Source organism: Caballeronia humi (assembly GCF_001544475.1).
Taxonomy (GTDB): domain Bacteria; phylum Pseudomonadota; class Gammaproteobacteria; order Burkholderiales; family Burkholderiaceae; genus Caballeronia; species Caballeronia humi.
Window position 1 is genome coordinate 255,533 of record NZ_FCNW02000005.1, and the last position, 21,549, is coordinate 277,081.

General features: G+C 62.2%; 21 protein-coding genes and 1 pseudogene. 13 read left to right on the plus strand and 9 right to left on the minus strand.

Annotated features, from left to right (window positions below; genetic code table 11):
* Positions 1 to 195 precede the first annotated feature (195 nt).
* The 4 genes from AWB65_RS08755 to AWB65_RS08770 all read left to right on the plus strand — a co-directional run bounded on the left by AWB65_RS08755 (position 196) and on the right by AWB65_RS08770 (position 3,846).
* On the plus strand, positions 196 to 876 hold the full coding sequence (locus AWB65_RS08755; RefSeq protein ID WP_087666775.1) for a TetR/AcrR family transcriptional regulator: 681 nt from the start codon (positions 196 to 198) through the stop codon (positions 874 to 876).
* Positions 877 to 1,023: 147 nt separating this feature from the next.
* Positions 1,024 to 1,797, plus strand: coding sequence for a 3-ketoacyl-ACP reductase (locus AWB65_RS08760; RefSeq protein WP_087666776.1), 774 nt, complete (start codon positions 1,024 to 1,026; stop codon positions 1,795 to 1,797).
* A 7-nt stretch (positions 1,798 to 1,804) separates the two neighbouring features.
* Positions 1,805 to 2,974 (plus strand): dihydrodipicolinate synthase family protein, encoded by a 1,170-nt coding sequence (locus AWB65_RS08765; RefSeq protein WP_087666777.1) that lies wholly within the window; start codon positions 1,805 to 1,807, stop codon positions 2,972 to 2,974.
* 17 nt (positions 2,975 to 2,991) lie between these two features.
* On the plus strand, positions 2,992 to 3,846 hold the full coding sequence (locus AWB65_RS08770) for a sugar phosphate isomerase/epimerase family protein (protein WP_087666778.1): 855 nt from the start codon (positions 2,992 to 2,994) through the stop codon (positions 3,844 to 3,846).
* Here AWB65_RS08770 and AWB65_RS08775 read toward each other — a convergent pair.
* Genes AWB65_RS08775 through AWB65_RS08810 form a run of 8 tightly spaced genes read right to left on the minus strand, consistent with a single transcriptional unit; the run spans position 3,843 to position 9,803 of the window.
* A complete protein-coding gene (locus AWB65_RS08775) occupies positions 3,843 to 4,265 on the minus strand; it encodes an acyl-CoA thioesterase (RefSeq protein WP_087666779.1) in 423 nt (140 codons plus the stop codon). The genes AWB65_RS08770 and AWB65_RS08775 overlap by 4 nt on opposite strands.
* Before the next feature lie 18 nt (positions 4,266 to 4,283).
* Positions 4,284 to 4,520 (minus strand): hypothetical protein, encoded by a 237-nt coding sequence (locus AWB65_RS08780; RefSeq protein WP_235007559.1) that lies wholly within the window; start codon positions 4,518 to 4,520, stop codon positions 4,284 to 4,286.
* Position 4,521: 1 nt separating this feature from the next.
* The gene (locus tag AWB65_RS08785) at positions 4,522 to 5,499 is read right to left on the minus strand and encodes a Gfo/Idh/MocA family protein (protein ID WP_087666780.1); all 978 of its coding nucleotides are present in this window, start codon (positions 5,497 to 5,499) and stop codon (positions 4,522 to 4,524) included.
* A 16-nt stretch (positions 5,500 to 5,515) separates the two neighbouring features.
* Positions 5,516 to 6,367, minus strand: coding sequence for a sugar phosphate isomerase/epimerase family protein (locus AWB65_RS08790; RefSeq protein ID WP_087666781.1), 852 nt, complete (start codon positions 6,365 to 6,367; stop codon positions 5,516 to 5,518).
* Positions 6,282 to 6,701 (minus strand): Dabb family protein, encoded by a 420-nt coding sequence (locus tag AWB65_RS08795; protein ID WP_087666782.1) that lies wholly within the window; start codon positions 6,699 to 6,701, stop codon positions 6,282 to 6,284. Before AWB65_RS08795 ends, AWB65_RS08790 begins: the two co-directional genes overlap by 86 nt.
* A 2-nt stretch (positions 6,702 to 6,703) precedes the next feature.
* Entirely contained in the window at positions 6,704 to 7,873 is a 1,170-nt protein-coding gene (locus AWB65_RS08800) for a dihydrodipicolinate synthase family protein (protein WP_087666783.1), read from the minus strand.
* Positions 7,874 to 7,881: 8 nt separating this feature from the next.
* On the minus strand, positions 7,882 to 8,661 hold the full coding sequence (locus AWB65_RS08805) for a 3-ketoacyl-ACP reductase (protein WP_087666784.1): 780 nt from the start codon (positions 8,659 to 8,661) through the stop codon (positions 7,882 to 7,884).
* The gene (locus AWB65_RS08810) at positions 8,658 to 9,803 is read right to left on the minus strand and encodes an acyl-CoA dehydrogenase family protein (RefSeq protein WP_087666785.1); all 1,146 of its coding nucleotides are present in this window, start codon (positions 9,801 to 9,803) and stop codon (positions 8,658 to 8,660) included. Before AWB65_RS08810 ends, AWB65_RS08805 begins: the two co-directional genes overlap by 4 nt.
* A 203-nt stretch (positions 9,804 to 10,006) precedes the next feature.
* On the opposite strand from AWB65_RS08810, the gene AWB65_RS08815 reads away from it, so the two are divergent.
* The gene (locus tag AWB65_RS08815) at positions 10,007 to 11,530 is read left to right on the plus strand and encodes an acyl CoA:acetate/3-ketoacid CoA transferase (protein WP_235007560.1); all 1,524 of its coding nucleotides are present in this window, start codon (positions 10,007 to 10,009) and stop codon (positions 11,528 to 11,530) included.
* A 47-nt stretch (positions 11,531 to 11,577) separates the two neighbouring features.
* On the opposite strand, the gene AWB65_RS08820 is transcribed toward AWB65_RS08815, so the two are convergent.
* Positions 11,578 to 12,261, minus strand: coding sequence for a TetR/AcrR family transcriptional regulator (locus AWB65_RS08820; RefSeq protein WP_087666787.1), 684 nt, complete (start codon positions 12,259 to 12,261; stop codon positions 11,578 to 11,580).
* 167 nt (positions 12,262 to 12,428) lie between these two features.
* Here AWB65_RS08820 and AWB65_RS08825 point away from each other — a divergent pair, with 167 nt between their 5' ends.
* The 8 genes and pseudogenes from AWB65_RS08825 to AWB65_RS08860 form a co-directional block, all read left to right on the plus strand.
* The gene (locus AWB65_RS08825; RefSeq protein WP_087666788.1) at positions 12,429 to 13,934 is read left to right on the plus strand and encodes an aldehyde dehydrogenase family protein; all 1,506 of its coding nucleotides are present in this window, start codon (positions 12,429 to 12,431) and stop codon (positions 13,932 to 13,934) included.
* A 61-nt stretch (positions 13,935 to 13,995) separates the two neighbouring features.
* On the plus strand, positions 13,996 to 15,669 hold the full coding sequence (locus AWB65_RS08830) for a GMC family oxidoreductase (protein WP_087666789.1): 1,674 nt from the start codon (positions 13,996 to 13,998) through the stop codon (positions 15,667 to 15,669).
* A 109-nt stretch (positions 15,670 to 15,778) separates the two neighbouring features.
* Entirely contained in the window at positions 15,779 to 16,861 is a 1,083-nt protein-coding gene (locus tag AWB65_RS08835) for a sugar ABC transporter substrate-binding protein (RefSeq protein WP_087666790.1), read from the plus strand.
* A complete protein-coding gene (locus AWB65_RS08840; RefSeq protein ID WP_087666791.1) occupies positions 16,858 to 17,877 on the plus strand; it encodes an ABC transporter permease in 1,020 nt (339 codons plus the stop codon). Before AWB65_RS08835 ends, AWB65_RS08840 begins: the two co-directional genes overlap by 4 nt.
* A 17-nt stretch (positions 17,878 to 17,894) precedes the next feature.
* The gene (locus AWB65_RS08845) at positions 17,895 to 19,394 is read left to right on the plus strand and encodes a sugar ABC transporter ATP-binding protein (protein WP_087666792.1); all 1,500 of its coding nucleotides are present in this window, start codon (positions 17,895 to 17,897) and stop codon (positions 19,392 to 19,394) included.
* 7 nt (positions 19,395 to 19,401) lie between these two features.
* A complete protein-coding gene (locus AWB65_RS08850) occupies positions 19,402 to 20,361 on the plus strand; it encodes an ABC transporter permease (RefSeq protein ID WP_087666793.1) in 960 nt (319 codons plus the stop codon).
* 52 nt (positions 20,362 to 20,413) lie between these two features.
* Complete coding sequence (locus tag AWB65_RS08855) at positions 20,414 to 21,163, plus strand: electron transfer flavoprotein subunit beta/FixA family protein (RefSeq protein WP_087666794.1); 750 nt, start codon at positions 20,414 to 20,416, stop codon at positions 21,161 to 21,163.
* A gap of 12 nt (positions 21,164 to 21,175) precedes the next feature.
* Positions 21,176 to 21,549, plus strand: a pseudogene (locus AWB65_RS08860) (electron transfer flavoprotein subunit alpha/FixB family protein); the annotation flags it as partial.

Below are 21,549 nucleotides of genomic sequence, written 5' to 3' on the forward strand. Positions count from 1 at the left end.
CTCCGAATTTGAAGTGAACCAGTCGGGTTGTGATTTACACCGAACCGGTTCGTTACTTGTAGCGGATGTTCGCAGATCGAAACGCGCGGTTCAAGCGGTACGTTCGATTTTTCGGGTTTACGATGACGCCGGGTCACCACAAGCGGGTGGTGTAAAGTTTGCGCATTCGCTTTCACCGATTCCGAGGAAGTTCAGATGCCAACCACGTCTCAGGACGAAAAAATTCCCCGCAAAAAAGCCGTTCGCGACGCCCCGAAGCGCCTGCGCGACCCGGTTCAGACCCAGGCGAAAATTCTGGCGGCGGCGAAGGCAGAGTTCTCGAAGGTCGGCCTCGGCGGTGCGCGGATTGAGTCGATCGCCGAGAAGGCCGGCGTCAACAAGCGGATGATCTACGAGTATTTCAAGGGCAAGGAGGAGTTGTTCCAGTCCGTGCTGGAAGAAGCCTGGACGAGCATCCGCACGGCCGAAAGCGAACTGGAACTGGACCATCTCGCGCCGGTGGATGCGATCCGCGCACTGATGAAGTTCACCTGGGACTATTACCTCAAGCACCCGGAGTTCATGTCGCTCGTCAACAGCGAGAATCTTCATCGCGCGCGGCACGTGAGGAAGTCGCAGCGCTTTCGCGAACTGCACACGGGCTTCATCGACATGCTGCAACGCATACTCGACCGCGGCGTGGCGAGCGGCGATTTCCGTCCGGGCGTCGACGCGCGGCAACTGCATCTGACGCTCGCCGCCGTCGGCTACTACTACCTGACCAATCGTCACACGGGCGAAGTCATTTTCGGCTTCGACTTCCTCGCGAAAGAAGCGCTCCAGGCACGCCTCGAATTCAACATCGACACCGTGCTGAGCGTTCTGCGTCCGCGGTAACTCCTTTTTTTAGGTTCCAGTTGCACAGAGGGACAAGCACATCTTGTCGCTCTGTGCGCACGCCCGTGATTAGGGTAGGTCCCCTTGACACATCGCCGTTTCGCTCGTTAAATACCGAACCATATCGTTACTTGAGTGAAGGTGGACATGATGAAACGACCCGTAGCCCTGGTCACCGGCGCGAGAAGGGGAATCGGCAAGGCGATCGCGCTCGAACTGGCCGATGCCGGCTTCGACGTGGCCGTGACCGACGTCCAGCCATCCGCCGAACTCGACGACGTGTGCAGCAGCATCCGCGAGAAAGGCGCGCGCGCTTGCGCTGTCATCTCCGATCTCGGCGACATCGAGACGCACGAGGCGCTGTTTCAGCGCATCGAGCAGAGCCTCGGGCGGGTTTCGTGTCTGGTGAACAACGCGGGCGTTTCCGTCTTGTCGCGCGGGGACCTGCTCGAGGTCAGCGCCGAAAGCTACGACCGCTGCCTCCATGTCAACACCAGAGGGACGTTCTTCTTGATGCAGGCATTCGGAAAACGCATTGCCGAGGCCACCGCAACAACGGACCCGCAACCCTCGATCATTACGATCACTTCCTCGAATGCGGTGGCGGCGTCGCCGCAGCGGGGCGAGTACTGCGTATCGAAAGCCGCTCTTTCGATGGCCACGACGCTCTTTTCATTGCGCCTGGCACCGCTGGGCGTGAGTGTCTACGAGGTCCAGCCGGGCTTCATCGAAACCGAAATGACCGCGCCGTCCAAAGCGCGCTATGACGCGCTGATGGATCAGGGGCTGACCGCCATCAATCGCTGGGGCACGCCGCAGGAAGTCGCGAAGACGATTCGCACGCTTGCCACGGGCGGTCTTCCTTATAGCGTCGGTCAGACGATCCGCGTCGATGGCGGCCTTCTCATCAACAAATACTGAGTCGATCATGAACCTCACCATCAAGCTTCCGACCTCGCACGGCACACTCGAAAGCTACCGAATCCAGGGCAATCCGCTCGACGTGGTCGGGCCGTCGCGTCCATTCAACCGCATCGCGTATTCGGCGGCGCATGTCGTGGCCGACCCGCTCAATGCGGCCGAACTCGGCAGGCCGCCTGCGATCGACTGGAAGAAGACGATCGAATACCGTCGCTACCTGCTCGGTCAAGGGCTCGGCATCGCGGAAGCGATGGATACCGCGCAGCGCGGCATGGGTTTGCCGTGGGAGAGCGCGCTCGAACTCGTATCGCGCACGCTGGCGGAGACGAGCGATATCCCCGGCGCGCTGGTCGCTTCGGGATGCGGGACCGATCATCTGCCTGCATCCGATGCGAGAACCTGCGACGACGTCATCCGTGCCTACGCCATGCAAATCGAAGCGATCCAGCGCACCGGCAGCAGCATCATCCTGATGGCGAGCCGGGCGCTTGCGAAGGTGGCGCGCAAGCCGGAAGACTATGAGCGCGTGTATCGCGAAGTGCTCTCGATGTGCGATCAGCCTGTCATCCTGCACTGGCTCGGTGAAGCGTTCGATCCCGAACTCGCCGGCTACTGGGGCGCGTCGACTTTCGCGGAAGCCGCCGAGGTGTGCCTCCGCATCATCGTGTCGAACGTGAACAAGGTGGACGGGATCAAGATTTCGTTGCTCGACGATACAAAGGAAATCGCCTTCCGGCGGCGACTGCCGCACGGCGTCAAGATGTACACAGGCGACGATTTCAACTACCCGTCGCTGATCGCGGGAGACGACGCAGGCTATTCGCACGCGCTGCTCGGCATCTTCGATGCGATCGCGCCGGCTGCATCGCAAGCGCTTGCCGCGCTCGCCGCGAACGACCATCGGAAATACGAAGCGCTTCTTGCACCCACGGTTCCGCTTTCGCGACACATCTTTCGCGCGCCCACGCAGTACTACAAGACGGGGGTCGTTTTTCTCGCCTTTTTGAACGGCTTCCAGGATCACTTCTTCATGCTCGGCGGACATCACGGCATGCGTCCGCCGGCTTATCTCGCCGATGTCTTTCGCCTCGCCGATCAAGCAGGCCTCCTGCGTGATCCGGACGACGCCATGCGGCGCATCGGCCTCGTCATGAGCGGTTTTAATTGCACACATTGAGACGCGAGAGGCCGATCATGGAGACGCTGCAGGGAAGACTGGATCGCTGTTCGATCAACACAGCCACGCTCGGTCACAGGGAACCGCTTGGCGTGACAATCGACCGGATCGCCAGGGCTGGTTTCGGTGGGATAGCGCCTTGGCGGCATGAAGTCGAAGCAGGCGACGCCAGACAGTTGGCGAAGCAGATACAAGCTCACGGTCTGACCGTCACGGGTTACTGCCGGTCGACGTACCTTCCTGCCGCGACACGCCGCGAATTTGAAGCGAACATCGCGTCCAACAAGGCAGCGCTGAACGATGCAGCCGAATTGAATGCGCGTTGCTTCGTCATGGTGGTGGGTGGCATGCCAGAAGGCAGCCGCGATCTCGACGCAGCTCGCGCGCAAGTTTCAGAAGGCGTGGCGGAATTGCTCGAGACCGCGAGACGGGTCGGCGTTCCGTTGGCGCTGGAACCGCTGCATCCGATGTATGCCGCGAACCGCTCAGTGCTGAATACGATCGCGCAGGCGCTCGAGATGTGTGAGCGTATCGATCCGCAAGGGGCATCCGGCGCGCTCGGCGTCGCGATCGATATCTACCACTGCTGGTGGGACCCTCACTTGCTTCAGTCGATAGGAGCGGCGGGAAAAGCGCGCCGCATTCTCGCGTACCACGTATCGGACTGGCTGCGCGAGACGAGCGACATGCTTCTCGACCGAGGCATGATGGGCGATGGCGTTGTCGACCTGCGCGCGTTGCGTGGATGCGTCGAAGCGGCGGGATTCAAGGAACACGTCGAGGTCGAAATTTTTTCGGCAAGGAACTGGTGGCGCCGCGATCCTGACGAGGTTCTGCTGACCTGCGCCCGGCGTTTGCAAGACGTCTGCTAAGCGTCGTTGAACCGCAGCATCTTCTCCTTCAAGTCAGCAGGCACTTCAACCTTGCATCGGTTCTCCAGCGAAAACAGCACCACCGTCTGATCGATCTTCGCGCGCAACTCAGCGCCGACGCGCGCCGTCAGACGCAGTTTGATCGAGCTCGTTCCGACACCCTGCACCTGCAAACCAAATCGCAGGGTTTCGCCATGTTTGCTCGGAGCGATGAACTCGGCGTGGATGTTCACCGTCGGAATGCCGAGTCGCTCCGTGCCGATGAACTGCGCGTAATCAACGCCCAGTCCATCGTTGAACCAGTCTTCGAGCACTTCATGAAAAAGGACGAAGTACTGCGGATAAAACACGATTCCAGCGGGATCGCAGTGTTGAAACCGCACGATCTTGTCGCATTGAAATTCGCTTGTTGTGGTCATATCGCGAAGCTCCGTGGCCTACGTGGGCATGAAGTTCGACTGCGCCTTTGCGGCGCGAATCGCGTCGTCGAAAGAGGCGGCGGTCGCCACATGCCGATGATTCACCGTGACGAGCCATCCATCGTGCGAAAGGCACCAGCGAATCTTTCCGCTCTCCAGCAATCCGGAGAACCACCGCCACACAGAGGCATCCTCGGCGTTGGCACATGCGGCGGCCAGTGCGCGAGCCTCCCGGAGGCTGTGGACGTCGATCATTTCACTTTGCATGCGACAAAATTCCGTCGATCACGCGTTGATTGCCAAGCGAGTTCTCCAGCGGAAATGCGATCGATTTTCTATGTCCAATTGACACTGAGCCGAAGTCCTCTACCATCAGTTGATACTGATCGACATTGCCGAACTCGAAAGTCTCGATCTCTCCGCTAGCGTCGGAACGAATGCTGATTTTCGCGTTACCGTACACGCCTGGATTGAAGGGCGCTTCCAGGGATAGCCAGCCTTTGGACCCGTGGAAGACCATGTGCTGACGCCGCGAGAGTTGAGTGCCGCAGTAGAAGTTCAGGCGAAAGCCGGGGAAAGCGAGATTGCAGATTGCGAGCCTATCAGTGCCGTAGCGCGGGTCGATGGTGATGTCGGCGTGTACCGAGAGTGGTTCGAGACCCGTCGCGATACGCGTCGTCACGACGGGATAGACGCCGATGTCCCGCACGCCGCCGCCCCCCAATGCCAGATCGTTCTTGAGGGCGTTGGGATCATCGTTGAAGTAGGTAAACGAGCCTTCCACGAGTTCAAGATTGCCGAGCGTGCCATCGGAGATCCGATCACGCACGAACGCCCATTGCGGATGATGCGCGACCATGAACGCTTCGCCGCACAGGAGCCCGGTCGAGTCGCGAAGTTCGATGAGTTCCTTAACCTGCGCCGCGTTCATCGCGATCGGTTTCTCGCACAACACGTGCTTTCCCGCAAGAAGCGCCTTCTTGCACCACTCGAAGTGACTGGCCGTCGGCAACGGAATGTACACGGCATCAACGGCGTCGCTTGCGATGATTTCATCGTAACTCGCATACGCGGCAGGTATACCGTGTCGTTCAGCAAAAGCCGCCGCACGTTCGCCATCTCTGGCGGCCACGCACACCACACGGCCGTTGCTCGACCGCTGGATTGCCGGCACCACGAACTTGTCGGCGATTCTGGCGGCGCCGAGTACGCCCCATCGGATCATGTCTCGCATTATCGATTCCTTGGGTTCAGCATATTGTCTGAAGTCGTTCGGCGCAGACACTCAGCACTTCATCCGGATCGCGGCGCCACCAGTTTTCTTGGGAGAATATCTCGACTTCGACCAGCCCGTCGTATCCGTTGCCTTCAACGCTCTCACGCATCGCGCGCAAATCGACGACACCGTCGCCCATCATGCCGCGGTCGAGCAGCATGTCGCGCGTTTCGCGCAGCCAGTCGCATACGTGAAACGCAAGCATGCGGTGCGCCTGACCAGCCGCCGCGATCGATGCTTGCAACGCTGGGTCCCACCAGCAGTGATACACATCGACGGCGACGCCGAGAAAGCCCGAGCGTTCGGGGTCCAGCTTTTCGCAGATTTCCAGCGCCTGCGCAAGCGTATTGAGCACGGCGCGGTCGGCAGCGTACATCGGATGCAGCGGTTCAAGCGCGAGCGGAACGCCGTATTCACGCGCTGTTGCAAACAATTCGCCAATGCCTTCGCTGACTTGTGAACGCGCGCCGTTTAGATCGCGGCTTCCCTCCGGCAAACCGCCGACGACCATCACGAAGCAGCGCGCGCCGAGCGTCGCGGCGTCACGCAACGCAGCCTTGTTCGCCTCGATGTTCGCAACGAACCGCGCATGCGTCGCAGCCGGCAGATAGGTGGACCGGCAATAGCCCGTGACGGTCAGATCGAGCGACTTGATCTGCCTCGCGATCGCCGCGACGTTCGCCTTCTCCACCTCATGACGCCACGGCGCAATGCCGCCAAATCCAGCCCTCGCGATACGATCAATCGTGAGGCTGAGCGGTTCTCGATGACCGAGCGTCGCGGTGTTGATGGAGCACAGGTCGAGTCTTCCCTTCAGGTTTCTCATGATTGTCCAGTGTGATATCGAAGACGAGCAGCCCGTTATCGCCGCCTTCCAGCGCCTCGATGAGCCGCGCGCCGATCGCGCGATGCGTCGGATGCGCAAGGTAGGAAAAGCACGCGTCACGGCTCACGAAGTCCATCATGAAGCCATCGGCGAAGTCCATGCCGTAGCCTTCGGGCGAGACGTTCGGTCCGCACTGGAAGTTCGTGAACTCGATGCCGGGAATCTCCGCGAGGCGCCTGATCTGCTCGAAAAAAGCGAGGCGGCTCGAGGCTTGAACGTCGCTGCGGAATCGGCATAACACGATGTGTCGCACGGGTCCCTTCGCGCTCGTCATGATCAGTCTCCGCAACCAAGCGATGCCATGACCTTGCGCATGCGAGCGATTGCATTCTCTGGGTCGCGCAGAAGGCCGGCCTGATCGGCGAGACGGAACACGTCGGCAAGGTAAGCGGGCGGGCGCATGCCGTGATGGCCGCCGAGCATGAAGAAGTGGTTCTGGAAGCCGTTCAGGTAAGCGAGGAACACGACGCCGGTCTTGTAGTACTGCGTCGGCGCACGGAAGATGTGGCGCGACAGCAGGACGGTTGGCGAAAGCAGCGCGTGGAACGTATCGAGGTCGTTGGCGGCGAGCGCGTCGAGTGCCTGCGATGCGGCTGGCGCAATCGCATCGAAGATGCCGAGCAGCGCGTGCGAATAGCCTGCTTCATCTCCCGCGATGAGCGACGGATAGTTGAAATCATCGCCTGTGTACATCTTCACCGTGGGCGGCAGTTGTCGACGGAAAGAGATTTCCTTCGCGTCGTCAAGCAACGAAATCTTGATGCCGTCCACACGATCGACGCTCGCGCCGATCACGTCGAGGCAGACTCGCGCGGCGCCCTCGTAGTCTTTCGCGCCCCAGTAGCCCGCGAGTTCAGGATCGAACATCTCACCGAGCCAGTGCAGGATCACCGGCTGGTCGCACATCGCCAGCACTTCACGATAGACGCGCCGATAGTCGTCCGGCGTGCGTGCCACGCGGGCGAGCGCGCGGCTTGCCATCAGGATGATGCGTCCGCCGACGCGCTGGACCGCTTCCAGTTGCTCTGCGTAGGCCTGGATCACCTGATCGCAGTTCGTGATCGAATTCAGCGCCACGTGATCCGTGCCGCAGCCCGATGCAATCGATGCGCCCGGAATATCGCGTGTGCCTTCGACCGTGCGCGTGATCAGTTCGAGCGCGCTGTGCCACGGCAAGCCCATGCCGCGTTGCGCGGTGTCCATCGCTTCGGCGATGCCGAGACCTTGCTCGATGAGATAGCGTCGATAGTCGAGCGTGCGCTCCCAGTCGATGGCGGGTTCCGCGTTCAATTCGCCAGCGCGAAGCGGATCGGCAACGACGTGCGCCGCCGAATACGCGATTCGGTTGAACGGCCGGGCAGGCGCGCGAACATCGAGCGGCGTGCCTTGCAGGCGATAGCTGTCCATCGTGCCGGACGCGCTCGGAAGGTTGAGTGTGAGGTTCATATGCGTGGTCAGTATTTGGTCACAAGGAGGCCGCCGTCGACACGGATGGCCTGTCCGACGCTGTAGGGCAGGCCGCCTGTGGCGAGCGTGCGCACGGCGGTCGCGACTTCCTGCGGCGTGCCCCAGCGCTTGATCGCCGTGAGGCCCTGCTCCATCTGCGCGTCGTAGCGTGCGCGGGAGGGCGCGGTCATTTCCGTTTCGATCAGGCCGGGCTGTACTTCGTAGACGCTCACACCGTGCTCGGCGAGCCGCAACGCAAAGAGCGTGGTCGCCATCGAGAGGCCAGCCTTCGACACGCAGTATTCGCCGCGCAAAGGCGAGGCGGCGACCGCGTTCGATGACGTGATCGTGATGACGCTCGGATGAGGCGCCATGCTTGATTGGGCGCGAGAGAGGAAATGCTTCGCGAACGCCTGCATGAAAAAGAACGTACCGCGCGTATTCACGGCAATACATCGATCGAAACTCTCAGGCGTCACATCGAGCAGATCGCCGCGCGACATCACCGATACGCCCGCGTTGTTCACGAGGCAATCGATCGGGCCGCCGAGACGCGCCTCGATATCGAGCAGCGTCGCGCGATGCGAGCCGACGTCGGCGAGATCGGACACGACCGCGATCGCGCGGGCGCCGGTCTTTTCGACGTCGGCGACCGCTTGATCCAACTCGTTGGATGCGACCGCGTCCGTCAACGCGACATCGAATCCGGCGCGTCCAAGCTCGACCGCAATCGCCTGCCCAATACCGCGCCGGCTGCCCGTGACGAGTGCAACAGGGCGGCCGCTCATAACTGCGCTCCGTTGCTGACAAGATCGCGAGCGATGATCGTGCGCTGGATCTGGTTCGTGCCTTCATAGATCTGCGTGATCTTCGCATCGCGATAGAGACGCTCGACTTCGTAGCCGCGAATGTAGCCGCTACCGCCAAAAATCTGCACGGCATTCGCGCTGTGCTTGACCGCCGTATCGCCGGCGAAGCACTTCGCCATCGAGCAGGCGATACTCGCGCGGTCGCCGGCTTCGAGTCGTTCTGCGGCATCGCGCACGAGCAGGCGCGCGGCCTGAATGTCCTTCGCCATGTCCGCGAGCATCCACTGCACGCCCTGAAATTCGGCGATGTGAGCGCCGAACTGCTTGCGCGTCTGCGCATACTCGAGCGCCGCTTCAAGCCCCGCCTGCGCGATGCCGACAGCCAGCGACGCGATGCCTACACGCCCCTTGTCGAGCACGCTCATCATGATGTGAAAGCCGCGGCCTTCCTTGCCGAGCAGGGCATCGTGCGGAAGCTTCACGCGATCGAAATGCAGCTCGCCGACCTGCGATGCGCGCTGGCCCATCTTGTGCTCCTTCGGCCCTTTCGATACGCCCGCCGAATGACAATCGACGATGAAGATGCTCATGCCGCGCTTGCCCGCCGACGGGTCGGTGCGCGCGAGCACGAAGGCGAGATCCGCGACGGGCGCGTTATGAATCCAGAGCTTGGCGCCGCTGAGTTCCCAGCCCTCGGCGGTGCGCGTTGCGGTGGTGCGGATGCCGGACACATCGGTACCCGCGTCCGATTCGGTGATGCAGTAGGCGGGCCGCAATTCGGCGCGCAGCAGCGGCTCGATGTACTTCGCGCGCTGCTCGTCGGTGCCGTGCACGCTGAGCAACGTGCCGACCAGTTCGAGCAACCCACACTGGTCCGCCACCGACGCATAGCCGCGCGACAGTTCTTCCATGACGAGCGCGTACGCGGTGACGTCCAGTCCCGCTCCACCGAATTCTTCCGGCACCGTGATGCCGAACAGGCCGAGTTCGCCCATCTGCTTGTAAATCTCCGCTGGAAAACGCTCCTCGCGGTCCAGTTCTTCGGCCAGGGGTCGAATCACTTCCGTTGCAAAACGCCGCGTCGTATCGCGGATCTGCTCGTGGGTTTCCGAGAGTCTCATGCTGTCTCCATCTTTAATCGTCATACCTGATTTTTGCGGTGCAACGCGCCGGTTCAGGTAAACCCGAGCGCTGCGCAATATCCCTTGAATTCAGTGGTTTCGTGTGCCAACATTCGCAGCAAGTAACCATCTGGTGGGTTATTTAAGACCAACGAATGGCCGCTGTCAACGGGTTTTGCGGCCGATCTGAAACGGAGGGTGCGGTGAACAAGTGGACGACGGCTGCGGATGCGGTCGAGCAGATTTTCGACGGCGCGACGATCGCGCTGGCAGGTTCGGGAGGCGGCTTGCTCGAAGCGGACGCGGTGCTCGCAAAGCTCGAAGAGCGGTTTCTCTCGACCGGGCATCCGCGCGATCTGACGCTCGTGCACGCGCTCGGCATCGGGGATGGAAAGGGCAGCGGTCTTGGGCGTTTTGCACATGCCGGCATGGTCAAGCGCGTGATCGGCGGGCACTGGAGCTGGGCGCCGGCGATGCAGAAACTGGCGAAGGACAACGCCTTCGAGGCATACAGCTTTCCCGCTGGCGCGATTTCCACGCTGCTGCGGGAAATCGGTGCGGGGCGACCGGGTCTCGTCACGCACGTGGGCCTGCGCACCTTCGTCGATCCGCGTATCGATGGCGGCAAGATCAACGAGCGCGCGACCGAGGATCTGGTCGAACTGATCGAACTGGATGGACGCGAATACCTGCGCTACAAGCCTTTCGAGGTGGATTTTGCGATCGTGCGCGGCTCGTCGGCGGATGAGAGCGGCAACGTCACGCTGCGCCGCGAACCCGCCGATCTCGACGTCTACGCCGCCGCGCTCGCCGCGCACAACTGCGGCGGCCGCGTGATCGTGCAAGTGAAGGAGCGCGAGCCCGCGGGCTACGTTCCGGCGCGGCTCGTGCGCATTCCCGGAATCCTCGTCGATGCGCTCGTCGAGACACCGGAGCAGGTGCAATGCGTCGTCTCGGACTACGATCCGGCGTTGAGCGGCGAAGCACTATGCGCGATCGGCGATGGGTTTTATGAAGTGCCTACTGGCATTCGCCGCATGATCGCCGCGCGCGCCGCGCATGAATTACATGCGGGACAGTCGGCGAATTTCGGCTTCGGCATTCCCGGCGGTATCCCCGCGTTGCTTGCGGAACAGGGGCGGCTCGGCACGTTCTGGGGATCGGTGGAACAGGGCATCCATAACGGCGCGATGCTCGACGGCCCGATGTTCGGCACCGCGCGCAATGCGGAGGCGATCCTGCCGAGCGTCGATCAATTCGACTTCTACAGCGGCGGCGGCGTCGACGTGACCTTTCTCGGCATGGGCGAAATGGACGGCGAGGGCAACATCAATGTGTCCAAGCTCGGTTCGACGGTGGTTGGACCGGGCGGCTTCATCGACATCACGCAGGGCGCCCGAAAGATCGTGTTTTGCGGAAGTTTCGAAGCGAAGGGGCTGGAGGTCGAACAAGTAGGGGCGCGTTTGAATATCGTCTCGGCGGGCAGCGTGCCGAAGCTCGTCCAGCGCGTGCAGCACATCACGTTCAGCGGCGAGCAGGCGCGCCTTTCCAGGCAGGAAGTGCTGTACGTGACCGAGCGCGCGGTGTTTCGTCTCGAAGCGGACGGCGTGCGGCTGATCGAAGTGGCGGACGGTATCGATGTCGAGCGCGACGTGCTGGCGCGCATGGCGTTCCGCCCGCTCGTCGACGAAGCGTTGCTCGTGCGCACGCATGAGAAGGTGGCGTGATGACAAGGCGCGTGGAGGACTTTCGCACGCTCCACGCGCCGTGGCGGTCAGGGTCGCACGATGCGCAGGACCGTCTCGACATTGAAGTCGATGCGGCTTTTCAGCGCGGCCTTGTCCATGAAGTCGATGTCGAAAATCACGCCGCTCGTGAAGCGGTTGGTCAGATAGTAGTAGCCGATTGCGGCCATCGTGATATGCAATTGCCGCGCGTCGACGCCGCTTCGAAACGCGCCCGCCTCGACGCCGCGATCGAGTATGCGCTGCAGCATGGAGATGAATCCCTGATGCATCTCCTTGAACTTCTGCGACTTCTTGACGTGCCGTGCCTTGTGAAGATTTTCGCTGTTCACGAGCGTCATGAACTCGGGGTTGCGCAGGTAGTAATTCCACGTATGCGTGGTGAGGGCGACAAGCGCGTCCTCGGGCGAGAGATGTTCGAGGTCGAGCTTCGATTCGGCGGAGCGGATGTCGGCGTAGGCGTCTTCGAGCACCGCGACGAACAGTTCCTCCTTGCTGCCGAAGTAGTGATAGATCATCCGCTTGTTGGCCTTGGCGCGCGTCGCGATCGCTTCGACGCGGGCACCGGCGAGACCGAGCTTCGCGAACTCTTTTTTCGCGGCTTCGAGGATGCGGGCTCGCGTGACCTCGGGGTCCCGCTGCCTCGGCTGGCGTGCGACAACCGCTTCGCCGGGCTTGGCGGCACGTTTTTGTGGGGTGGTTGCAAGAGTCATGAGGGTGTCGAGAGAAGAGAGATCGGGGACGCAATCGGAGTGCCGTGCTGCTGACTATAAACCAAAAAGGGTGTTGTCAGGAAGTAACCGGATGGTGCAAAATGAGTCCGGTCACGAGACGCTGGGAATATTAAGCGTCGCCGTAAAAAAGCTAATTGGAGGCAAGAATGACGGATTTGAGCGAACTGGCAGCCGCGCTGCGCGTACCCGCCGAGCCGGTGCGTACGCCGATGTTCATCGACGGCCGAGACTACACCGGCGCAGGCGACTGGGTGACGCGCAAGAGCCCCGGCCACGGCGTGCCGGTGACGGCCGCGATGCGGGCATCGAGGGGCGATCTGGACGTCGCGGTCGCAGCCGCGCGGCGCGCCTTCGATGACGGCCGCTGGTCGCGGCTCACGGGCGAGCAACGCGCGACAGTGCTGCTGAAGGCGGCGCAATTGATCCGCGACAACGTCGAGACGCTGGCCTATCTGGAGACGCTGGAAAGCGGCAAGCCCATCGGTCAGTCGCGCGGCGAAGTGACGGCAGCGGCAGGCATCTGGGAATACGCGGCGGGCCTCGCGCGCGTCGTTCACGGCGACTCGCACGACACGCTCGGCCCCGATATGTTCGGGCTCGTCGTGCGGCAGCCGGTCGGCGTGGTGGGCATCGTCACGCCGTGGAATTTTCCGTTCTTCATCCTCTCGGAACGCTTGCCGTTTGCGCTCGCGGCGGGATGCACGGTGGTCGTCAAGCCGGCGGAACTCACGTCGAGCACGACGCTCAAGCTCGCCGCGCTGCTGACCGAAGCAGGCCTGCCCGATGGCGTCGTCAACGTGGTGACGGGGCTCGGCTCGGTGGTCGGCCAGGCGCTCGCGGAACACATGGACGTCGACATGATCTCGTTCACCGGCTCGACGCCGGTAGGTCGCTCGGTGCTCGCTGCGGCCGGCGGCAATATGAAAAAGGTCGGTCTGGAACTGGGCGGCAAAAACCCGCAGATCGTCTTCGCCGACGCCGATCTCGACGATGCCGCCGATGCTATCGCCTTCGGCATCGCGTTCAACGCGGGTCAGTGCTGCGTGTCGGGCAGCCGGCTCGTTGTGCATCGCTCGGTCGAAGCGGAGGTCGTCGAGCGAGTGCGGGCGGTGCTGGCGAAGGTGCGCGTCGGCGACCCGCTCGATGCGTCGAATCACGTCGGCGCGATCGTCGAGGCGCGTCAGTTCGACAAGATTCGCGGCTTCATCGACGCAGGCACGCGCGACGGTGCGCAACTCGTCTGCGGCGGCACGGCCAGCAGCGAAGGCGAACGCTTCTTCATCCAGCCGACGGTGTTCCGCAACGTGCACCCGGGCAGCGCGCTCGCGCAGGAAGAAATCTTCGGACCGGTGCTTTCGGTTACGCCGTTCGATACCTTCGATCAGGCGATTCAACTGGCGAACGGCGTGCCATACGGCCTCGCCGCGAGTATCTGGACGCGCGATCTGCAAGGCGCGTTCAAGAGCCTGCGCGACGTTCAGGCTGGTCGCATCTGGGTGAATTGCACGATCACCGGCGGTCCGGAATTGCCGATCGGCGGGGTCAAGCAATCGGGTATCGGGCGCGAGACGGGGCGTTACGGCGTCGAGGAATATACCGAACTCAAATCGGTGCACGTTCAGCTCGGCAACCGGCCGCGCTGGATTGCGTAAGGTCAATCTATCAACGAAGCGGTCGTGAAGAATCGCATGAAATGCAGAATCGGAGACAGCAATGTATGACTATGTGATCGTGGGTGGTGGCCCGGCAGGCTGCGCGTTGGCCGCGCGCCTGACCGAAGACGCAAGCAACCGTGTACTGCTGCTCGAGGCCGGTCCCGCCGATACCGACCCCTACATCCATATGCCGGTCGGCTTCTTCAAGATGACGGGCGGCCCCTTGACGTGGGGCTATCGCACGGCGGCGGCAGCAGAAACGCAGCGTCGGCAGATTCCGTTCGCGCAGGCCCGCGTGCTCGGTGGCGGTGGCTCCATCAACGCGATGGTCTACACGCGCGGCCAGCCGGAAGACTACGACGGCTGGGAACGCGACGGCTGCACGGGCTGGGGCTTTCGCGACGGTGTGCTGCCCTATCTGCGTCGCATGGAGGACAACGAGCGCCTGTGCAACGAGTATCACGGCGTGGGCGGGCCGCTCGGTGTGTCGGATCTCATCAGCGTCAACGAGCTTACCAAGGCCTTCGTGCTGGCCGGCCAGGAAGCGGGCCTGCCGTACAACAGCGATTTCAACGGCGCGCGGCAAGAGGGCGTCGGCGTCTATCAGGTGACCCAACGCGGCGGGCGTCGTTGCAGCGCGGCGGTCGGCTATCTTCAGCAAGCCCGCTCGCGCAGCAACCTGACGGTAAAGACCAATTGCCTCGTGTCGCGCATCGTGATCGAGAACGGCCGCGCGGCAGGCGTCGAATTCGCCGATCAGCAGGCGCGCTCGAACGTCGTCATCGCGCGGGCCGAACGCGAGGTCATCGTGACGGCGGGCGCGATCGGCTCGCCCAAGCTGCTGATGCTGTCCGGCATTGGGCGCGCAGCGGATCTCGAACGCGTCGGCATCAAGCCGCTGCATGCGCTCGATGGCGTGGGCGCGAATCTGCAGGATCACTTCGACATCGACATCGTCTATGAACTCAACGGCCCCTACAGCCTCGACAAGTACGCGAAGAAGCACATGATGTTGCTCGCCGGCCTCGAATACAAAATGTTCAACAAGGGGCCGGTGACGTCGAACATCGCCGAGGGTGGAGCGTTCTGGTATTCCAGCAGCGACGTGCCGACGCCCGACCTGCAGTTCCACTTCCTGCCGGGCGCTGGTGTGGAAGCGGGCGTGCCGCCCGTGCCTTCGGGTTCGGGCTGCACGCTCAACTCGTACTTTCTGCGCCCGAAGAGCCGCGGCAGCGTCACGCTCAACAGCGCCGATCCCGCCGATGCTCCGGTCATCGATCCCGCCTACATTCGCGATCCGTATGACCTGAAAGTAGCGGTGGAGGGCATTCGCCAGAGCCGCGAGATCATGAACCAGCATGCGCTTCGCAAGTACATCAAGAGCGAGCACTTTCCGGGGAGCGCCGTGCGCTCGCAGGCGCGGTACGAGGAATATGCGCAGCAGTACGGACGCACGGGCTATCACCCGGTCGGCACGTGCAGGATGGGTGTCGACGAGATGTCGGTGGTCGATCCGCAACTGCGGGTGCGGGGCATCGAAGGGCTGCGGGTTGCGGATTCGTCGGTGATGCCGCGCATCGTCAGCTCGAATACCAACGCGCCGACACTGATGATCGCGGAAAAGGCCTCGGACCTCATCCGCGGACGTGCAGCGGCGCAGGCGTCGGCAGTCGGTCAGTTGGCGGGTTACGCGGGCAGGCCGACGCGCGACACCGCTGTCACGGTGGCATAACAAGACGAGGCCCGCGAAGGGCCGCTTCAACTTAGTTGAGTTCTCTGTTCAACAAGTAAATATCTATATATTTATTTGCATCGCTAGCGATTCATTCGGAGGAGACATCATGTCCAGACAAGACGACCAACGCTCGGCCCTTTCGCGCCGGGACTTCATCAAGCTCGGCGCAGGGGCGGCATTCGCCGTGGCCGGCGGCGGCTTATCGAGCCTGTCGCTCGGCGCGGGACAGACGACGCTCGCCTGTTCCTTCCGCTCGCTCACCAATCCGTATCACGCGGCTTTCAATAAAGGTGCGCAAGCCTTCGCGACGAGCGTGGGCCTGCCGTACGTGCCGCTGACGACCGAAGGCAGTTCGGAGAAGGGCATCGCCGATATTCGTGCTCTTCTGCAAAGGACCAACGGCAACCTCGTGCTCAACGTCGACCCGAACGATTCGGCCGACGCACGCGTGATCGTCGAAGCATGCTCGAAAGCGGGCGCCTTCGTCACGACGATCTGGAACAAGCCGAAGGACCTGCACCCGTGGGACGCGAACCCTAACTACGTCGCGCATCTTTCGTACGACGGCGTCGCGTACGGCGAAGAATCCGCGACGGCATTATTCAAGGCGATGGGCGGCAAGGGCGGCGTGGTCGCGCTCGGCGGCATTTTCAGCAACGTCCCGGCGATCGAGCGCAAAGCGGGCCTCGACGCCGCACTGAAGAAGTTCCCCGGCATCCAGTTGCTCGACTTTCAGGTCGCGGACTGGAATTCGCAGAAAGCGTTTCCGATCATGCAGGCCTGGATGACACGCTTCAACGCGAAGATCAAGGGCGTATGGGCCGCGAACGACGACATGGCGCTCGGCGCGATCGAGGCATTGCGCGCCGAGGGCCTCGCGGGCCAGATGCCGGTTACCGGCATGGACGGCACGCCGCCCGGGCTCAGCGCCATCAAGGCGGGTGAACTGATCGCATCGGTCGACTGGGATCCGTACTGGCTCGGCGGGATAGGCCTCTCGATGGGTCTGCAGGCGAAGGACAAAAAAGTCGACGTGGCGACGCTGCCGAAGGATCGTCGCGAGTCGTATTGCAAGGCCACGTTCGTGACCAAGGCGAACGTCCAGGACGTCATGAAGCGCGCGAGCGTGCCCAGTGTCGATTGGAACAACCTCTATGCCCGCGTCGCGGGTCCCGTGGTGTATCGATGAACAAGCTGACCGTAGCGCCCACCCGGCAGGCCATGTCCACAAGAACAACCGGGATTCCGATCGTATCGAAGCAGGCACTCGTGCGACGATTTGCACCGCTGCTGGTGCTGGTGGCGCTCGGTCTTTGCATCGGCGCGCTGAACCACGACTTCTTCGATCCCATGAACCTCTCGCGCATCGCGGTGGGTGCCGCGATTCCGCTCACCATCGCACTCGGCGCCGCGTTCGTCATTCAGCTTGGCAGCATCGATTTGTCGGCTGAGGGCATCGTGGCGGTCGCGGCGATTGCGGTGTCGATGCTGGTCGAGAACTCGTACAACGACAACCACTTCGGGCTTTGGGTGCTGGCCGTGGCGCTTGCTGCCGGCGCGGTGCTCGGTCTCGCGAACGGCGTGCTGCACGTTTTCCTGCGCATCCCGTCGTTCATCACGACGCTCGCGATCGGCTTCGTCGCGACGGGGATCGGGACCGCGTGGCTGTCGGGGAACACGATCCGCGTGAGCGACCCGTCGTTGCGTGCTATCGCGATCACGCGCTATCTGGGCGTGCCGCTGTCCGTCTGGATCGCGGTGGCGATGCTCGGCGTCGCGTGGTTCGTCTACAAGCACACACTGCTCGGCCGTCACACGCTGGCGATCGGCGGTGGCGAGGATCTGGCGCGGCTGAGCGGCGTTCGCGTGTCGCGCGTGCGCATCGCCGTGTTCGCGCTGGCGGGTGTCTTCTATGGCGTCGCGGGCATCCTCGCCGTTGCGCAATACGGGCAAGGACATGCGCGCATCGCGGACGGTCAGCTCTTTGTTGCGATCACCGCGATCGTGGTGGGCGGAACGTCGCTCGCAGGCGGCAACGGCAGCCCGATGAACACACTGGTCGGCACGCTGATCGTGATCGTACTGAGCAACGGCATGGTGCTGCTCGGTGTCCCGCCCTATGTGCAGCAGGGTATCCAGGGCGTGCTGATCATCGCCGCCGTGACGCTCGCGCTGAATCGCTCGCGCCGGCGCATCGTCAAGTGAGCGTGAGGAGAATAGACATGCTTTCACTCAAGAACGTCACCAAGCGCTTTCCGGGCGTGCTCGCGCTGGACAACGTATCGATTGAAGTGCGGCCGAATGAAATTGTTGGCTTGATCGGCGAGAACGGCGCGGGCAAGTCCACGCTGATGAAGTTGCTGACTGGCGCGTATCGCCAGGATACCGGTGAGATCGAACTGGGCGGCAAGCCGCTCGTGATCCGCAATCCGCGCGACGCGACGTCCAAAGGCATCGCGATGGTCTATCAGGAGCAGTCGATCCTGCCGAACCTCACGGTCGCGGAGAATCTGTTTCTTGGGCGCGAAGAAGAATTCGTCACGTTCGGACGCGTGAACTGGACGAAGCTCAAGCGTGCGGCGAAGAAGGAGCTTGCCACGGTGCATCTCGACGTCGATCCGCTGACGCTGTGCGAGGATCTCTCGTTCGGGCAGCGGCAGATGGTGGAACTCGCGAGAGCCTTGTCGCTTGCGAGCCGCACTGGCGGCACCCCGATCATTCTGCTCGATGAACCCACTTCTGTACTCGAAGCCGGCGAGATCGAGATTCTGTTCGGCCTCGTGCGTGAGCTGAAGTCGCGTGCTTCGTTCGTGTTCGTTTCGCATCGGCTCGATGAATTGCTGTCGTTGAGCGATCGCGTGTATGTGATGAAGGACGGGAAGGTCGTGTCGGAAATGGCTTCGGGTACGGCATCGGTCGCGAAGCTTCATGAACTGATGGTCGGACGGTCGCTGCACAGCGAGTACTACCGCGAGAATTTGCAGAAGCCGTGCCGCGCGGAAGTGGCGCTGTCGGTGGGCAACGCAACGCTGGGTCACGTGCTCAACGACGTCTCTTTCGACGTTCGGTGCGGCGAAGTGTTCGGCGTGGCTGGCGTGGTCGGGTCCGGACGCGAGGAACTTTGCAGGGTCATTGCAGGGCTGGAGAGTCTCGATAGCGGCGAGGTGATGGTTGGCAATACACGTCTCAAACCGCAGGCAAATCACGCTGTTTCGCTCGGTATCGGATACGTTCCGCGTGAGCGCAAAGTTGAAGGGCTTGTCACGCAAATGAGCGTCGCGCAGAACCTGACGCTGCCGCGTCTTGGCGCGGTCAGTCGTGCAGGCGTGGTGAGGAAGTCCAGCGAACGCGCGCTCGCCAATGACTGGATTCAGCGCCTGCACATCAAGACGCCGGGACCCGACGCATCGTGCCGCAACCTCTCGGGCGGCAATCAGCAGAAGGTCGTGCTCGCGAAGTGGCGTTTCGCAGGCAGCCGGATTCTCGTGCTCGACCACCCGACGCGCGGTCTCGATGTCGGTGCGAAGGAAGAGGTCTATCAACTCATCCGCGAATTGACGGCGGAAGGTGTCGCTGTCGTGCTGACGGGCGACACGCTCGAAGAGATTCTGGGGCTCAGTCATCGCGTGATGGTCATGCGCGACGGCCGCGCCGAGAAGATTCTGCCGTGCGAAGTGGGTCACAAGCCCTCGCAGGTCGAAATCGTCGAACACATGGTCTGAGGTCAACATGCCACAACTGAACGCATCCATCGCGACGAAGCTGCGCGACAACGCGCCCTTCCTCGCTCTTATCGTGCTGTACGTGCTGATCGAAGTCGCACAGCCGAGCTTCCTCGCACCGTCGACGCAACTCGGCCTGCTCGCCGATAGTTCGACGCTTTTCATCATGGCCGCAGGCACGACGTTCGTCGTGCTGCTCGGCAGCATCGATCTGTCGCTTCAGGCGGTGGCTTCATTGTCGAGCGTGATCGTCGCGATGTTGCTCCCGCGTTATGGCGCGATGGCGGCGGTCGTCGCGCTTGCTGCTTCGTTCGGCATCGGTCTTCTCAGCGGCGTGATTCAGACCGTACTGCGGATTCCGTCTTTCATCGCGACGCTGGCGGTAGGCGGGATTGCCTCGGCGGCCGCGTTGACTATCTCCGGTACCCGCTCCATCGGTATCAGCGACGAGATGCGCAACGCGTCGCTCGGCTGGACGACCGGCTCGTCGTTTGGCGTGCCGCATGAAATCCTGCTTGGTGTTGCGGTGTTCGCCTTCTGTTTATTTCTGCATCGCTCGACAGTGTTCGGTCGTCGTACCGATGCGATCGGTGCGGGCGAACCGGCGGCGATTGCATCGGGCGTGCGTGTGTCGGTGACCAAGTGCCTTGTGTTCGGGACGTCGTCGTTCTTTGCCGGGCTGGCGGGGGTCGTGATGGCCGGGCGACTGGGAAGCGGCTCGCCCACGCTGGCGGACCAGTTTCTGCTTCCTGCCATCGCTGCGGTGATCGTCGGCGGCACGGCGTTGACGGGTGGCGCTGGTGGTATCGGCAGGACGCTGGTGGGAGCGCTTCTGGTGTCGGTGGCGCGCGTGGGGATGACGTTCGTCGGCATCAGCGTGTTCGCACAGCAGATCGTGTTCGGGCTGATTCTGATCGTCGCGGTGACCGTTGCTTTCGATCGCTCGAAAGTGCTTGTCATCAAGTGAGTTTCGATCCAGCCCGTGTCGCGCGGGCTATTGTTGAAGGAAGGGATTGCACATGAAGATTCTAGTGACTCTTAAGAGGGTGGTCGACTACAACGTCAAGGTCCGCGTGAAATCGGACGGCAGCGGCGTCGATATCGCGAACGTGAAGATGTCGATGAACCCGTTCGATGAGATTGCTGTTGAGGAAGCGGTGCGTTTGCGTGAGGCGGGGGTGGCGACTGAGGTTGTTGCGGTCTCGTGCGGCGTGACGCAGTGTCAGGAAACGCTGCGTACGGCGATGGCGATTGGCGCCGATCGCGCGATTCTCGTCGAATCGACTGAGGAATTGCAGCCGCTGGCGGTGGCGAAGATCCTGAAGGCGCTGGTGGATAAAGAGCAGCCTCAACTCGTCATCCTCGGCAAGCAGGCGATTGACGACGATTCGAATCAAACCGGTCAGATGCTCGCCGCTTTGGCTGGCCTGCCGCAAGCGACGTTTGCCTCGAAAGTCGTGGTCGCCGATGGCAAAGCCACGGTGTCGCGTGAAGTCGATGGCGGTTCGGAAACGCTGTCGCTGAAGCTGCCCGCCGTGATCACCACCGACTTGCGCCTGAACGAGCCGCGCTACGTCACGCTGCCGAACATCATGAAGGCCAAGAAGAAGCCTTTGGAAACGGTGAAACCTGCTGACCTCGGCGTCGATGTCACGCCGCGTTTGAAGACGCTGAAAGTGGCCGAGCCGCCCAAGCGCTCCGCCGGTGTGATGGTGCCGGACGTGAAGACGCTGGTCGAAAAGCTGAAGAACGAAGCCAAAGTGCTTTAAGAGGAGACAAGCATGGCAATTTTGGTAATTGCAGAGCATGACAACGCATCGATCAAAGCGGCGACGCTGAACACGGTTGCAGCGGCCACGAAGATCGGCGGCGATATTCACGTGCTGGTCGCGGGTTCGAACGCACAAGCCGCAGCGGACCAAGCCGCGAAAATCGCAAACGTATCGAAAATCCTGCTCGCCGATGCCCCGCAACTCGCCGATGGACTGGCTGAGAACGTTGAAAGGACGGTGCTGAATATCGCGAAGGATTATTCGCACATTCTCGCGCCCGCTACCGCTTACGGTAAGAACATCGCGCCGCGCATCGCGGCGCATTTAGATGTCGCGCAAATCAGCGATATCACCGCAGTCGATTCCGCCGATACGTTCGAACG

Excerpts from the sequence above, each read along its gene's own strand:
- AWB65_RS08755 (WP_087666775.1), top strand. The coding sequence starts at position 196 with ATGCCAACCACGTCTCAGGACGAAAAAATTCCCCGCAAAAAAGCCGTT.
- AWB65_RS08760 (WP_087666776.1), top strand. The coding sequence starts at position 1,024 with ATGATGAAACGACCCGTAGCCCTGGTCACCGGCGCGAGAAGGGGAATC.
- AWB65_RS08765 (WP_087666777.1), top strand. The coding sequence starts at position 1,805 with ATGAACCTCACCATCAAGCTTCCGACCTCGCACGGCACACTCGAAAGC.
- AWB65_RS08770 (WP_087666778.1), top strand. The coding sequence starts at position 2,992 with ATGGAGACGCTGCAGGGAAGACTGGATCGCTGTTCGATCAACACAGCC.
- AWB65_RS08775 (WP_087666779.1), bottom strand. The coding sequence starts at position 4,265 with ATGACCACAACAAGCGAATTTCAATGCGACAAGATCGTGCGGTTTCAA.
- AWB65_RS08780 (WP_235007559.1), bottom strand. The coding sequence starts at position 4,520 with ATGATCGACGTCCACAGCCTCCGGGAGGCTCGCGCACTGGCCGCCGCA.
- AWB65_RS08785 (WP_087666780.1), bottom strand. The coding sequence starts at position 5,499 with ATGCGAGACATGATCCGATGGGGCGTACTCGGCGCCGCCAGAATCGCC.
- AWB65_RS08790 (WP_087666781.1), bottom strand. The coding sequence starts at position 6,367 with ATGAGAAACCTGAAGGGAAGACTCGACCTGTGCTCCATCAACACCGCG.
- AWB65_RS08795 (WP_087666782.1), bottom strand. The coding sequence starts at position 6,701 with ATGACGAGCGCGAAGGGACCCGTGCGACACATCGTGTTATGCCGATTC.
- AWB65_RS08800 (WP_087666783.1), bottom strand. The coding sequence starts at position 7,873 with ATGAACCTCACACTCAACCTTCCGAGCGCGTCCGGCACGATGGACAGC.
- AWB65_RS08805 (WP_087666784.1), bottom strand. The coding sequence starts at position 8,661 with ATGAGCGGCCGCCCTGTTGCACTCGTCACGGGCAGCCGGCGCGGTATT.
- AWB65_RS08810 (WP_087666785.1), bottom strand. The coding sequence starts at position 9,803 with ATGAGACTCTCGGAAACCCACGAGCAGATCCGCGATACGACGCGGCGT.
- AWB65_RS08820 (WP_087666787.1), bottom strand. The coding sequence starts at position 12,261 with ATGACTCTTGCAACCACCCCACAAAAACGTGCCGCCAAGCCCGGCGAA.
- AWB65_RS08825 (WP_087666788.1), top strand. The coding sequence starts at position 12,429 with ATGACGGATTTGAGCGAACTGGCAGCCGCGCTGCGCGTACCCGCCGAG.
- AWB65_RS08830 (WP_087666789.1), top strand. The coding sequence starts at position 13,996 with ATGTATGACTATGTGATCGTGGGTGGTGGCCCGGCAGGCTGCGCGTTG.
- AWB65_RS08835 (WP_087666790.1), top strand. The coding sequence starts at position 15,779 with ATGTCCAGACAAGACGACCAACGCTCGGCCCTTTCGCGCCGGGACTTC.
- AWB65_RS08840 (WP_087666791.1), top strand. The coding sequence starts at position 16,858 with ATGAACAAGCTGACCGTAGCGCCCACCCGGCAGGCCATGTCCACAAGA.
- AWB65_RS08845 (WP_087666792.1), top strand. The coding sequence starts at position 17,895 with ATGCTTTCACTCAAGAACGTCACCAAGCGCTTTCCGGGCGTGCTCGCG.
- AWB65_RS08850 (WP_087666793.1), top strand. The coding sequence starts at position 19,402 with ATGCCACAACTGAACGCATCCATCGCGACGAAGCTGCGCGACAACGCG.
- AWB65_RS08855 (WP_087666794.1), top strand. The coding sequence starts at position 20,414 with ATGAAGATTCTAGTGACTCTTAAGAGGGTGGTCGACTACAACGTCAAG.